General features: G+C 55.8%; 9 protein-coding genes. 6 read left to right on the top strand and 3 right to left on the bottom strand.

All coding sequences use genetic code 11. The annotated features are described in order from the left end of the window. Positions 1-22: 22 nt before the first annotated feature. Positions 23-5,644: an excinuclease ABC subunit UvrA gene (gene uvrA, locus JIN85_RS21890; RefSeq protein ID WP_325108394.1), complete on the bottom strand. Its 5,622-nt coding sequence runs from the start codon at positions 5,642-5,644 to the stop codon at positions 23-25. 71 nt (positions 5,645-5,715) lie between these two features. Next, complete coding sequence (locus JIN85_RS05280) at positions 5,716-7,422, bottom strand: serine/threonine-protein kinase (RefSeq protein WP_200268355.1); 1,707 nt, start codon at positions 7,420-7,422, stop codon at positions 5,716-5,718. Between the two features lie 192 nt (positions 7,423-7,614). Between JIN85_RS05280 and JIN85_RS05275 the strand changes: the two genes are divergently transcribed. Continuing rightward, on the top strand, positions 7,615-8,010 hold the full coding sequence (locus JIN85_RS05275) for a globin domain-containing protein (protein WP_200268353.1): 396 nt from the start codon (positions 7,615-7,617) through the stop codon (positions 8,008-8,010). On the opposite strand, the gene JIN85_RS05270 is transcribed toward JIN85_RS05275, so the two are convergent. After that, a complete protein-coding gene (locus JIN85_RS05270) occupies positions 8,007-9,425 on the bottom strand; it encodes a CPBP family intramembrane glutamic endopeptidase (RefSeq protein ID WP_200268351.1) in 1,419 nt (472 codons plus the stop codon). The genes JIN85_RS05275 and JIN85_RS05270 overlap by 4 nt on opposite strands. Before the next feature lie 69 nt (positions 9,426-9,494). On the opposite strand from JIN85_RS05270, the gene JIN85_RS05265 reads away from it, so the two are divergent. From JIN85_RS05265 to JIN85_RS05245, 5 genes are read left to right on the top strand one after another with little or no spacing between them, the layout of a single operon-like run. Then, positions 9,495-10,451 carry a CPBP family intramembrane glutamic endopeptidase gene (locus JIN85_RS05265; RefSeq protein ID WP_200268349.1) on the top strand — a complete coding sequence of 319 codons (957 nt, stop codon included), beginning with the start codon at positions 9,495-9,497 and terminating at the stop codon, positions 10,449-10,451. After that, positions 10,451-11,350 (top strand): thiamine-phosphate kinase, encoded by a 900-nt coding sequence (locus tag JIN85_RS05260; RefSeq protein WP_234047261.1) that lies wholly within the window; start codon positions 10,451-10,453, stop codon positions 11,348-11,350. The genes JIN85_RS05265 and JIN85_RS05260 overlap by 1 nt, the downstream gene beginning before the upstream one ends. Positions 11,351-11,374: 24 nt before the next feature. Then, a complete protein-coding gene (gene xerA / locus JIN85_RS05255) occupies positions 11,375-12,265 on the top strand; it encodes a site-specific tyrosine recombinase/integron integrase (protein ID WP_200268345.1) in 891 nt (296 codons plus the stop codon). 28 nt (positions 12,266-12,293) lie between these two features. Further along, positions 12,294-13,043, top strand: a complete 750-nt coding sequence (locus tag JIN85_RS05250) for an SGNH/GDSL hydrolase family protein (protein WP_200268343.1) — start codon at positions 12,294-12,296, stop codon at positions 13,041-13,043. Between the two features lie 33 nt (positions 13,044-13,076). Beyond that, positions 13,077-13,730, top strand: a complete 654-nt coding sequence (locus JIN85_RS05245; RefSeq protein WP_200268341.1) for a L,D-transpeptidase — start codon at positions 13,077-13,079, stop codon at positions 13,728-13,730. The last annotated feature ends 22 nt before the right edge of the window (positions 13,731-13,752 follow it).

Genomic DNA, 13,752 nt, shown 5'->3' with positions numbered 1-13,752 from the left:
TCCCACACCATTCCGCGCTGCATTATATTCCGAGAGCCGTTTTCAAAAATGGTGCAGTACGGGATTTCTTCGATTTTACGATCTGTTCCGGCGGTCCTTCAGCAACGATGGCGCCGCCATTCTCGCCCGCTTCTGGGCCGATATCCAATATCCAGTCGGCCTCTGCGGCCACTGCCATGTGATGTTCGATTACGACTACGGTATGCCCTTCATCCGCAAGGCGATGGAGCACATCGATTAACCGTTTGATGTCTTCAAGGTGCAATCCAACCGTTGGCTCTTCGATCAAATAGAGGTTTCTCGCAGCTATCGCCGCGTTGTTGAGGGTCGCCTTGGTGCCGCGGCCTCGAATCAGTTCCGAAACCAGTTTGATGCGCTGGGCTTCTCCACCGGATAAGGTTGGGGATGCCTGGCCGAGCTGCAAATAACCAAGGCCGGTATCGGCGAGGAGTTGCAGCGGCGCGGAAATGCGCGGCTGGCTTTCGAAGAATTCAGCTGCGTCATCGATCGTCATGGCGAGCACCTCTCCGATATTTTTGTCACGGAAAGTTACCTCCAAAGTCGCCGGATTATAACGCTGTCCATTGCACGCTTCGCAGTGCACCCACGTTGGCGGCAGGAAATCCATTTCCAATTTAATCCGCCCGTTGCCTTTGCATTCAGGACAGCGACCACCTTCGGTATTGAATGAAAACCGGGATGCATCGAATCCACGAATCCGTGCATCGGGCAGCTGCGCGTAGAGCGCGCGAATGTGGTCGAACACTTTCACATAAGTCGCGGGACACGACCTCGACGTCTTGCCAATCGGAGACTGATCTACTTCGTAGGTGGACTTGATATTTGAGAAGTTGCTGAACTTTTTGAATTTCCAATTCGCGGATTTCCGTTTGCGACCGGCATCCGCCGCAGCGGCAACAGCGATGCATTGATGCATCAGCGTCGATTTCCCTGATCCCGAAATGCCGGTCAAAACCGTCAACCTCGCAAGCGGGATGGACACATCAATATCCTTCAGATTGTTCGCCGTACAACCACTAACAGTTAAGAAGGGATGAGCCTTATCAACCGGGCGGCGCTCCCCTCGGCTTGGATGCACAATCGGATGAGTCAGCGCCCGATAGGTTGGTGAGTTTGCGAGTTCCTTGCGTGTGGATGGCTTTCCTGATTTTACAGAAATCTGAGGAGGCTTTCCCTGATAGACCACTTCCCCGCCAAGTCTCCCGGCGGCCGGCCCCAGATCCACCAAATGATCTGCAGCTGCAATCGTGTCTTCATCGTGCTCCACCACGATGAGAGAATTCCCCTGATCTTTGAGAGAAACCAAGGTCGTGAGCAGTGCGGCATTGTCGCGCGGATGCAAACCGATGGTTGGTTCATCCAGCACATAAAGCACACCCCGCAAGTTAGAGCCTAATTGAGCCGCCAACCTGATCCGCTGGGACTCGCCACCCGACAAAGTGTTTCCTGATCGATCCAATTGGAGGTAACCCAGGCCGACTTCCTGCAGGAACGACAATCGCTGGCGAATCTCAGGAAGAATATCGCGGGCAATCAAGGAGTCACGGGCATCGCCAAATTTGATCGATTTGAAATGGGTTGCAGCATGATCAATCGAAAGCCTAGCCAGCGCCGACACCGGCGTATCCTTCAAATGTACGATGGATGCCGTAGGATTCAGACGCGTTCCATGACATCCCGAGCATTCGACCAGCTCATCATCATCCATTCGTTCGATTGCCCGATCCGCATCCATTTCGGCTTCGAGGACAGAATCAAAGCGTGCGGTATCCAACCGCTGGCGACGACGTTTGGGCACCCGGCCATGACCGCGACATTCCGAACACCAACCGTGGGGCGAGTTGAACGAAAACAGCCGGGGGTCCAATTCTTCGAACGAGCGATTGCAGGACGGACAGCTTGCGTGGGTGGAAAGCAAAATCAATTCACCACGTGCGGTGTGGAGTTTTAAAATGCCCTTGCCATGGGTGAGTGCAGTTTCGATGGCAGCGGGGAGTTCCTTCACGCCATTCTTTGAAATTTCCGCAACCACCGCATCGATGTCGTGCTCTTTGAATCGCTCAAGCCGCTCGAAGTTCTCCGAGTCACGGAATTCACCATCCACCAGCAAGCGGGTGAAATCATGCTTCAACGCCCATTCGGCGACATCGGTGTGATAACCTTTTTTCGCCCGGATCAACGGCGCCAGGATACGAACCGTTCCCTTTTTCAGATGTACCCGGATCGCATTCTCGATCGCGGACAACGATTGCTTCTCCACCGGAATTTTACAATCCGGGCAGTAGAGAGTTCCGAGTTTCGAATAGAGCAACCGGATGAAATTCCAGAGCTCGGTTACGGTGGCAACCGTGGATTTCCCCCCGCCTTGGGATACCCGCTGCTCGATCGCCACTGTCGGCGGCAAACCTTGCAGTTGATCAATCTCGGGCTTCTCTAACTGCTCTGCAAACTGTCGCGCATAGGCTGACATCGAATCAAGGAACCGGCGCTGCCCCTCTGCGAATAGGATGTCAAATGCGAGCGTCGATTTCCCTGAGCCAGACAGGCCGGATATCACCACGAATTGATCGCGCGGCAGATCCACCGAAATGTTTTTCAGATTGTGATGGCGTGCGCCGCGCAGACTGATCGAGTGCGAGCTTGGAATGTATGGCTTGGGAATCGCTCGTTCCAGTTCCTCTTTCCCGGCAAGCGCAGGCTTCAAAAACCGAGCCGTCTCCGTATCGAGTGAGGCGATCTTCTCAGGTGGCCCTTCCGCGACCAGCTTGCCGCCATTTTTCCCGGCTTCAGGGCCGAGATCGATGATCCAGTCAGCGGACTTGATCACATCCATATTGTGCTCAATCACCAACAAGGTGTGACCAGCATCAACCAGCTTTTGGAACACGCCTAACAGATTCTCAATATCGGAGAAATGGAGTCCGGTCGTCGGTTCATCAAGAATCAGCAGCTTGTTCGCCCCTTGTGCTCCCTCCAGATTTGAAGCCAATAGCTGGCAAAGTTTCAGCCGTTGCGACTCACCGCCGGAGAGCGTGTTCAGAGGCTGGCCCAACCTCAAATACCCAAGCCCCACCTCGACCAGAGGCTGCAACTGGGAGCGGATCTGACCGTGGCGCTTGGCGACCGGCGAGCTAAGACCTGAGGTATCCGCAAAGAACTCCATCGCTTCATCAACCGTGAAATCCAGAACATCGGCGATGGATTTGCCAAAATAATGAATGTCCAGCGTGGAGGACTTGTAACGACGCCCGCCACAATCCGGGCATGTCACGTAGAGATCGGATAGAAATTGCATCTCAACCTTCTCGAATCCATTGCCAGAGCAGCGATCGCATCTACCCGCTCCGGAATTGAAGGAGAAAAAGCCCGTCGTTAGATCACGTGATTTCGCCTCATCGGTTAGAGCGAAAAGTTGCCGGATCTGATTGAAGGCGCCGAGAAACACCGCCGGCGTCGATCGCGGAGTGCGGGCGATCGGTGATTGGTCCACCAGTTGAACATCATCCAAATACTGTGAACCCAGTAGATCTTTGATGGGCGCGGCCTCAAGGTCATTCCCCTCTTTGCGGAACTTGTTCGCAAGATTGGCATAAAGCACATCATGGGCGAACGTTGATTTGCCGGAACCCGAAACTCCTGTGAGACACAGGAAAAGGCCCAGTGGTAAATCGACATCCAGTTTGCGCAGGTTATGCCGGGTCGCGCCGCGAACTTTGAGCATTTTCTTTCCGGGCTGCCTTCGGCTTTTCGGAATGGCAATCGCCCGGTCCCCACGGAGCCATGGCAGGGTTCCTTTTTTGAACTGAACCGACGGTGTAAGTGGTCCGTGATAGACCAACTGCCCACCAAACTGACCCGCCCCTGGTCCGATATCGATCAGGTTATCCGCCGCCTGCATCACCGCTTGCTCATGCTCCACCACGACCAGGGTATTCCCTTTGTCGCGCAGCCCGTGCATCACCCCAACCAATCGGTGAATATCTCTGGCGTGCAGTCCCACTGTTGGTTCATCCAACACAAACAAAGTCCCTGTTAGAGACGCACCAAGACAGGTTGTCAGGTTGACCCGTTCAATCTCTCCCCCGGAAAGCGTGCGGGTTGGCCGGTCCAGGGTCAGGTATCCAAGGCCGACTTGTTCCAGATAGGTCAGGCGTGACTTAATTTCGGTTAGAACAAGATCCAATGTCGGATCTGATGGTGCATTGGATGATGAATGCCCCTCAACTAGCCGTGAAATCCATGGCAAGAGTTCATCGATGGGTAGCTGCCATAGCTCGGGCAATGTCATTCCATCAATCTTGAAACACAGTGCTTCGGGTTGGAGCCGCTTGCCACGGCATTCCGAGCACGTGGTGTAGGAACGATACCGGGATAGGAATACCCGGACGTGCATCTTATAGGACTTCGTTTCCAGCCAATCGAAGAACCCCTTCACCCCGTACCAATCACCGGACTGCCAGAGCTCTTCAAGTGCTTCCGGAGTGATCTCCTTCAACTTACGATCCCCATAGTAGATCCACTCGCGTTCCTTGGGTTCAAGGTCCTCCCACGGTGTTTTGATTTCAATGCCACGTTCTTTGCAGCAGCGAATCAGGTCGCGCTGGCACTCATCGCCCCGCTCGCCTTGGAACGGTTTGATCGCGCCTTCCGCAATGCTAAGCGAGCCATCGGGAACGGCTTTTTCCAAATCGATGCCGATCACGCGGCCAAAGCCCCGGCATTTCGGGCAGGCACCCAGTGGATTGTTGAACGAAAACAGTGAGGCGGTGGGAGGACGGAGGGTGAAGCCCGTATTTGGGTTGGTCCAGCCCGTGGTGAAAGATCGCAGTTGATCGGTCGACGAACCAGATCCCGCGGCGTAAGCGATGCCCGCATTGCCTTTTCCAAGCACGAATGCTGCCTCAAGCGCTTCCAGCAACCGGGTGGTTGAACTTGCGCTCAACTTCAACCGATCCTGCACCACCAAAACCGAACCCGTTGCCAATTTGAAATCAGGCGGTGCCGGTTCGTCCGTCCGCAAGGTTTCCCCACGATGGAGAATGCGCAGATAGCCTTGTTGGCTGAGGAATGGAAACAGATCCGTAGCAGCAGTATCAGGCGGAATGGATAGCGGAAAAACCACCAGCAGGGCCTGGCCTGCGAGGTTTTCCTGAGCCCAGGCGGCAGCGGAATCCGGCGAATCCGGCTGGATGGTCTCGCCAGTTTCCGGGTCATGTCCCGTGGCAAGACGCGGAAACAGCAACTTCAGGTAGTCATTGATTTCGGTAAGGGTGCCGACCGTCGACCGGGTGGTGCGAACGTTGTTTTTTTGTTCAATCGCGATCGCCGGAGGGATGCCCTCGATCTGATCCACTTCCGGTTTATCCATCCGGTCGAAAAACTGCCGGACGTAAGGAGAAAACGTTTCGACGTAGCGACGTTGACCTTCCGCATAGAGCGTGTGGAAGGCCAATGAGGATTTGCCTGATCCGGACGGCCCGGTAACCACGGTCAGTTGACCGAGCGGGATGTCGAGATCGAGCGACCGGAGATTGTGCTGGCGCGCTCCGCGAATGCGGATCACCTCGTGGGCGGTCGCTTTTGAGTCAGAGGAATGAGAGGTGGATTTCTTCTTCGCGGGCACAGCCGCAGCTTAGGCGGAATTCTCCAACCTGCCAGCGGAACTATTGTTCAGAAGAGCGCAATTTTCACCGATCAACGGCTGAGAATGGAAGCAAAGTGGCCTTCATTCTGTTTCGTATCGGCAATTTCATCGTTCAGCATGCGGAGTGCGCCGATGTCGTTTTCGGGAAGTCGCTCGATTTGCAGCTCAATGCCATGAATATAAGTCGCTGCATGAGGTTTCAGTGAGCTGATGAGGCGGCCCTCATTCTTCGACTGAGCTTCACGGGCATCCTGCAAGGCCTTCCGGATGTCGCCATCGTCAGCACCACGGATGCTCACGCTCATGGGGATGTAATTTCCGGAATTCCGAATCTCGGCCATCACCCGCTTGAGATCATTTTTGGCATCGTCACGCTGTCCGCGATCAACCGATCGAACCTCACGGCTCAGCGCCTTATCCAACTTATCGGCAATGTCTTCGGTGGCTTTTTTGTAGGAGGCCAGTTCGGATGACGCCTTGTCACGCATGATGCCGCGTGCGCGATCCAAAAAGCTGTCCACATCAAAAATCGGAGCCGGGCCTGCAGGGCGGCTCACCGGTGGTGCCGTGCTGCCGAATGGCGAACTGGTGCCTTGTGAGTATGAAGTGCTTCCGAAAGGAGATGATCCCCGATTATTTTTCGGGGTAGCGGTCTGCGGCTTCTGCTCGGTTTTGGTGGCGGAGGTGGAGTTTGCCGCGGGATTCGCAGTCTTCTCAGCATGAGTGGCCGATTGTTCATCCTGATCACTCAGCGGCTTAGGTTTTTGATCTTTCAGGAAAAAGTAAGCGCCTGCTGCAATCCCGATGAGCAGCAGAAACGCGATGATTCCGCCTGCACCGCTGGATTGCTTGGCAACCGGACGAACAACGCTGGATGGGGCACGGCGTTTCGGCGCCGGTGGAGCTCCGCGGCCTGGGCGAACCATGCCTGCTGGCCCCGGCGTCGCCGAGTTATTGAGAAACTTCGTCAGATCCGCCGCAATCTCAGCGGCACTGGTGTAGCGCAGGACCGGATCGGGCTGGGTGCATTTCTTGACGATCGCATCCAGTTTCGGACTGGAGCCGGAAATGGCAGACGGCAGACGAGGATCCTCGGCAGGAAGCTTGCCCGTAAGCAGTTCATGCAAGACCACACCCAGAGAAAACACATCCGCACGGGTATCCACACGCGACGGGGCATTCACCACTTCCGGAGCGGTGTAATGGGGCGTCCCGTAAATTTCTTCACCCTCTTTGGAAATCAGGCCAACCGGCCGCGCCAGGCCAAAGTCACCGATTTTTGGCCGATTGTGACCGTCCAGCAAGATGTTCGCCGGCTTGATATCGCGGTGCAAAATCCGGTGCTCGTGGGCGTGGGCGATGCCGGACGAAACTTCCGCCATAATGCGCGCTGCCTCACGTCCATCGATCGCTTTTTTATAGGCGGCATGGTAGAGCGATTGGCCGGAAACATACTCCATGATGATGTAGAGCATGCCGTCGACCTCGCCGAAATCATACACACCGATGAGGTTCGGATGGTTCAATTTGGCCATCGCCTTTGCCTCGGCAGCAAATCCTTCACGGAAATTCTCATCCGAACTGAATTCCCGTGGGAGGATCTTGATGGCGACCTGGCGGTCCAAGGCATTTTGCGTGGCAAAATAAACCGCCCCCATACCACCGCAGGCGATCAGCGAATGGATGGTATAACCAGGAAACAGAGCGGCCAACTCCTCAGGTGAAGGAGCCGCAAACGACGGAGCTTCGGAACTCATAAGCGCTTAGAAAAATGATGAGAGGATGGAAAGCAATCGGGAGACAGATCGTGGCGGGGATATTGTCAGGAAGCGATTACGAATGGACGAAATAATTGGAATTCTCCTGTGTAAAACCCGCCAGCGCCAAAAAGTTTAGAAGTTTTTTCACGCCGGGGTTGTAGATTCGGCGGGTCTTGCCAAAAGAAGTCCATGACGTGGGAGCAGGAAATCGTGACGAAATTGGGAAAAAATGGGATTCGCGAGTTGGCAGCAGCATTTTATCGGCAGGTGGCAGGAGATGATTTGCTGGGGCCGATGTATCCCACTGAGGAACTGAGCCAAGCCGAAACACGGTTGGCGGACTTCCTTTGCTTCCGCCTCGCCGGAGACCCCACGTATCTGGAAACGCGCGGTCACCCACGGCTACGCATGCGGCATTTTCCTTTCAAAATCGGCATCGCGGAACGGGATCGGTGGATTTTACTCATGACCAACGCCATGGACGAAATCGGCCTGCACGGCAAAGAACGCGAGGCTCTGGAAGGATTTTTCGCCCACACTGCTGATTTCATGCGCAATCAGGAAGAGCCCGCCGCTGGCTCCTAGCCCGGCCAGCGGTCCAAAAATCCTGAAGTCGGGGCGTGATAAACGATCCACTGGGGGATTTTGACGACGGAATTGTAGAGCAAATGCAGGGTGATGACCGAGGTTAGCGATCCGGTGGCGGAGTAAAGCAGCGCGCAGGCAAATCCAAAAATCCCGACGCTGATCAGGCCGTAGGGGTTGTAAAAATGGATCAGCGCGAAAACCGTCGCGGAAATCATCGCAGCGACCAGAACCGGCAGCCGGTTTGCCAGCGAGCGGAACAGCACCCCACGGAATAGGATTTCTTCGGTCAGAGGTGCCAGGAGACACGCCGATACGATCGCGTAGACCAAGCCGCTGAATCCTGCTTCCGAGAGGTTGAGCCCGCCGCCGGGACTGACCGTGCTGGCATTCCCCAACCATCTCATCAGCAATTGGTCAGCCAGCAGCAGCAGGGCAAACAAACCGAGCACGATCGCCGGCAATACCGGCTTTTCCGCGCCTAAAACCCGCGCCGCATGCGAAGGCCGCTTGAAAAGCAGCGCGAGCGCAATCATCGCGGGAAGCAAACGCGCTGCGGCATCAATCGCCGTGGCCGCCAGCGGTGGCAAACCATGCACCGCCACGATCCCGAAATTCAGCACCGTTGTGAATCCCACCCATGCCAAGGCGGCGACCAGAAACACCGTGAGGCCGAGAGTTGGTCGCCAAGCAGCGGCATAACCCTGCACCCGATTCCGGGTCGATTTGGATAAGCAGCGCAGGGTTTGCGGTAAAAATGCCAAGCCAGCCAGGCCCAACAGCCAGACCACCGACCGGGTGATGATCGCCCGGGTGCGCAACCGGGCCAGGCCTTCCTCGTAGCGTCGCTTCCACAAGGGTTCCGCAAACGAAACCGGCGCCTCTTCCATCAACTTTGCCTCCCACCAACTACCGCGAAAGGCAGCCAGATCATCGGCAATGAGCGCAAATTGCGGGACCTGATCCGGCCCGAGCTGATTCCCCATCGATTGCAGGATGGATTGATGCTGATCGATGGCTGATACGACGGAATAGGCTTCGAACACCGGCTGGCCGAAAGATTTGCCTGCCCCCAGCTTGCGAAAAATCGTGAGTGCATCCTTTCGCACTTCAGCTGGAGTATCCACACCGGCCAGCCAACGCAGCCATGCGGGATCGAGCTCCATCGCATCTGCCAAGCGCAGGTCCCGGTCGATTTTCACCATCGCCACCTCAGTGGTTCCCGGAGGATAGCCCAGGGTTTCTCCAAAGTAATGATCCCAGAGCCAAATTCCGAACAGGAACGCCAGAAGCGCGATCAGAGGTTCCGGATAATCCCGGCTGAGAATCCTGCGGTATGGATTCTTGGGTTGGACTCTGGCGGATTTATCACGTTTGATGCATCCAACTTGAGCTGGAGCGTGTGCTTTTAGCAAGCACCGGCAAATTATTACCACTGGCGGAATCCATGCCCTGGCCTCAGATTCCCGCCGAACCAATCACCCATGTCTGATCCGACCGAACTTACCTTGTGGCTTAGTTTCCTGTTTGCCCTCGGTCTATTTGCCGTCACCTCATACGCGCGCTACCTGACCAAGCGTGGACAGAACGCCGATCTCGCTGGCAGCACCACGGTTTCAGAGCAGGAAGCGGATATCTCGTTGGCGCTACCTGCCACCGAGGAGTTGATTGAAGATCCCTATATTTCTCCGCTTAAAGAGGATAGCCCAGAACCTGCGGAGAAGGTTCCCAGTCATTTCTATCGACCGCTCGATTTCCTGTGGATGGGCTTCATTTTCTGTATTTTCTGCCTCCTGAGCGTCTCCACCGCACGCGCGACCGGCAATTCCCACGGCGCCAAGATCGACATTCCTACGATTTTGATCTCCTGCGGGTTCCAACTGTTCCTGGCAACGGTCACCACTTTCATGGTGTTTCCGCGCATGCGGCCAACTCGCTGGCTGGGCCTGCGCTGGGCACACTGGCCGATGGTGTTCCTGATCGCCCCATTTACCGTCGGCGTGCTGCTGGTCCTCACTTACATCCTCCAAGTTGCAGGTTATCAACAGTGGATGGAGCAACTTCACGTCCAGCAGACGCAGGAAACGGTGAAGATGCTGCAGAATTCCGATGATACGGTCGCCTTGGCCCTGATGGCGCTTACCGCCGTATTCGTCGCACCGGTTTGCGAAGAACTGGTATTTCGTGGCTACCTTTACCCCGCCGCCAAGCGCTTTGCCGGTCGATGGGTCGCCGGATTTTGCGTCGCCCTTGTCTTCGCTGCAGCCCACGGCAGCTTGGCCGCCTTGGCACCGTTGTTCTTGGTCGGCGTTGCGTTGGTGGTCGTTTACGAAACCACCGGTTCCATCTGGGCCCCGATGGCCACGCACATGTGCTTCAACGCACTCACGGTCATCGCTCAAATCGCGCTCCGCTATTTCCACATCGATCTTCCAAAGTGATGCAGCTGCGTGACATCGGCGAGGACGCGTTGATCGAACGGCTGGTGGCATTGGTTCCCCACGACCCTTCGCCGTGGGCCGGACCGGGTGATGATTGCGCGGTGATCGATGATGGCCACGGTGCGCTCCGCTTGCTCAAAACTGATGCATTGGTCGAAAACGTGCATTTCACCCCCGATGCCGAGCCTCACCGGGTCGGCTGGAAAGCGGTGGCACGGGTGATTTCCGATTTCGCAGCCATGGGCGGCAAGCCCGAGCATTTCCTGATCACCCTGGCGCTTCCGCCCACTTTACCAGTGGCTTGGGTGGAAGAATTTTATCGCGGCATCGGCACTTGCCTGAGGAAGTTTGGTGGCTACCTGGCCGGTGGCGAAACATCATCGGTCCCAATCGGATCTGCTGCGGTGATCTCGATCGCGGCCACTGGTAAAGTAGAGCGGGATGAATGGGTGCTGCGATCCACAGCGCGTGCTGGCGATGCAATACTTGTGACCGGAAAACTGGGTGGCTCCCTCGCCGGGAAACATCTCGATTTCACCCCACGCGCGGAGCAGGCTCAGTGGTTAGTGAAACATTTCAAGCCAACCGCCATGATGGACCTATCGGATGGCTTGGCCAAAGATCTGCCACGGCTGGCAAAGGCGTCCGGGCTGGGTTTCATGCTGGAAAAATCTGCCATTCCGATCACTCCCGGCTGCTCGCTCCAGCAGGCACTGGGTGACGGAGAAGACTTTGAATTGCTGATCACGACTCGCCCGGAATCGCTGGCAGAGCTGATGGAGTCCTGGGCTCGGCATTTCCCGGAATTGGGACTCACCCAGATCGGCACCATGACCTCAGCAGGCGAAGGTGGCGAATTAAGTGGCGGCTGGGATCACTTCAAAACACTTGGTAATTAGGGAATCCAAGCTATCCTGAATCGGATGTCCGAGGTTGAGGAAGATTCATTTCTGTCATTCCAGGAAACGGAGAAAGCTGCATCGCCACGGACCTTGGTGAATTATCGTGACGCGCTGGCCGCCTATCGGGAGTGGCGTGGAGAACGCTTCGCCGGCTGGAAAAAGGAGCAGGCCGATGACTTCCGCGACTACCTGTTCGACCTGATGAAAAAGGGGCTCAAGCGGGCGACGATAAGACTGCGATTTTCCGCGCTGCGTTCCTTTTACAAGTATCTGGTTCTGCGTCAGGGGCTTGGCCACAGCCCGGTGGCGGAGGTCCAATTGCCCAAGCCGGAACGCAATCTCCCCGTGGTTTTGAGCGTCGCCCAGATCGATGATTTACTCTCGGTTCCACTGCGCCATCCACCTGCGAAAGAAGCCCATTTCTGGATACCGCAACGGGATGCAGCCATTCTGGAGTTATTTTATTCCAGTGGCTTGCGGATTTCCGAATTGCTTTCGCTCAACGTCGAAGATCTCGATTTTGTCGGCGAAACCGTGCGCGTCATGGGCAAAGGAGCCAAGGAGCGCATCGTCCCCATCGGCAGCCCAGCCCTTGCCGCGATCCAACGCTACCGGCAAACCCTAGCCATCACGCGCGGCCCGCTTTTTCTCAGCACCCGAAAAACGCGGATCACCCAGCAAGCGATCGACCAGCTGCTGAAAAAATATCTGCGGCTGAGTGGTATCCCCTTCAAGATCAGCCCCCACAAATTACGCCATAGTTTTGCTACCCATTTGCTGGACGCCGGGGCGGATTTGCGCAGTGTTCAGGCGCTGCTCGGACACGCCTCACTTTCCACCACACAGATTTACACCCACGTCACCAGAGAACGTCTGAAGCAGGCCTACGATTCGGCACATCCACGGGCATGACCCATCCCCCTTTCTCACCTACTCTTTTGTGAAATACGTCCTCATTTTCTGCATTCTGGCCACTGCTGCGTGTGCACCCTTGTATTTGGGACGTGATAAAAAACCGGCTCGCTCCGTGGCGGACGCCCAGCGCGAATTGCATGACCGGGTCGCTTCGAAATCGAAGCCAGCCGTCCTATTCGTTGGAAATAGCTACAGCTTCGGCATGCCCAAAGCCTTGGCCGCAGAATGCGCGAAGCATGATCAGCCGATCCGGATCGGCCACTCGACCTTCAGCGGCTGGTCGCTGGCTCAACACGTTAAAAACGAATCAACCCTGAAGAAAATCCGCGAGGGCAAGTGGGACGTGGTCGTGCTTCAGGAGCAAAGCCAAATTCCATCGTTCAAGGGCTTCCGCAGAAATCACCGCATGCTCCCCGCTGTCAAAAAACTCGCGGCTGAGGCACGCGCCGCAGGTGCCGTACCTGTGCTTTACCAAACCTGGGGCCGCCTTCATGGAGACCAGCAAAACGTCCCAGGAGACACATCCGCCGCCATGAGCGCGAGGCTCGCGGAAGGGTATCGCGTCGCGTCCAAAGCTGCTGGTGGATTGGTCGTGATCCCAGCTGGCGACGCCTGGGCCAAAGAAATCGCGACAGGTCATGGAAACCAATTATTTATCGAGGATGGCAGCCACCCGACCTCCATCGGAAACCAGCTGACTGCACGCGTGTTTTATAATTCGCTGTTTTCAGCAGTTCATGATAACGGTATTGCATTGCGCGGCATTGTGCCTTAAGGGGAATCTTACCCCCCTGCTCCATATTTACCGATGATCGCCACCAAACGCCTGCTTTCTCTCTCGCTAGCCGCTGCAACTGCTTTGTTGCTGGTGAACTGCTCACCTTCGTTGCCTCCAGATGGCAAGCCTGTCACGGATGCAAATGGTAAACCGGTAAATCCTTATCCCGAAGGAACCTACGATCACTTCCGGGCTGAACCCAATTATCGCAAGACCTACGACGTTTACAAAAACGAAGAGCTGCTTACGAAAACCGACGAAAGCAACTCCAGCATCGTCATCAATCTCTCCAATCAACGAGCTCAGTTGATGAACGGCGATAAAGTCGCCATGGACTACCCGATTTGTTCGGGAACCGAAGAACGCCCGACACCTCCCGGAGATTACAAAATCCTGGAGAAAATCGTCGACAAGCACTCAAATACCTATGGGAAAATCGTTGATGCTGAAGGGGAAGTGGTGAACTCCAATGCCGATGTGAACAAGGATCCGATCCCTGAAGGCGGAAAATTTATCGGTGCTCCGATGGCTTACTGGATGCGCCTGACTTGGGACGGTGTGGGTCACCACGTTGGCCCGGTGCGGCGCTACCCGGCTTCCCACGCATGCGTGCGGGGACCAAAAGGGACCATGCCGATTGTTTATTCCAAGGTTAAAGTCGGCACATCAGTCCGAGTTCAGTAACCACAAAAAAATCACCTCCGCC

The sequence above is a fragment of the Luteolibacter pohnpeiensis genome (assembly GCF_016595435.1).
Taxonomy (GTDB): domain Bacteria; phylum Verrucomicrobiota; class Verrucomicrobiia; order Verrucomicrobiales; family Akkermansiaceae; genus Luteolibacter; species Luteolibacter pohnpeiensis.
The sequence above is the reverse complement of the archived record's forward strand: the minus strand, read 5'-3'. Positions and strand labels throughout refer to the sequence as shown.

Bases quoted from the DNA above. Each gene is read 5' to 3' on its own strand.
- xerA (WP_200268345.1), top strand. From the start codon at position 11,375: ATGTCCGAGGTTGAGGAAGATTCATTTCTGTCATTCCAGGAAACGGAG.
- JIN85_RS05265 (WP_200268349.1), top strand. From the start codon at position 9,495: ATGTCTGATCCGACCGAACTTACCTTGTGGCTTAGTTTCCTGTTTGCC.
- JIN85_RS05245 (WP_200268341.1), top strand. From the start codon at position 13,077: ATGATCGCCACCAAACGCCTGCTTTCTCTCTCGCTAGCCGCTGCAACT.
- JIN85_RS05280 (WP_200268355.1), bottom strand. From the start codon at position 7,422: ATGAGTTCCGAAGCTCCGTCGTTTGCGGCTCCTTCACCTGAGGAGTTG.
- JIN85_RS05275 (WP_200268353.1), top strand. From the start codon at position 7,615: ATGACGTGGGAGCAGGAAATCGTGACGAAATTGGGAAAAAATGGGATT.
- JIN85_RS05260 (WP_234047261.1), top strand. From the start codon at position 10,451: ATGCAGCTGCGTGACATCGGCGAGGACGCGTTGATCGAACGGCTGGTG.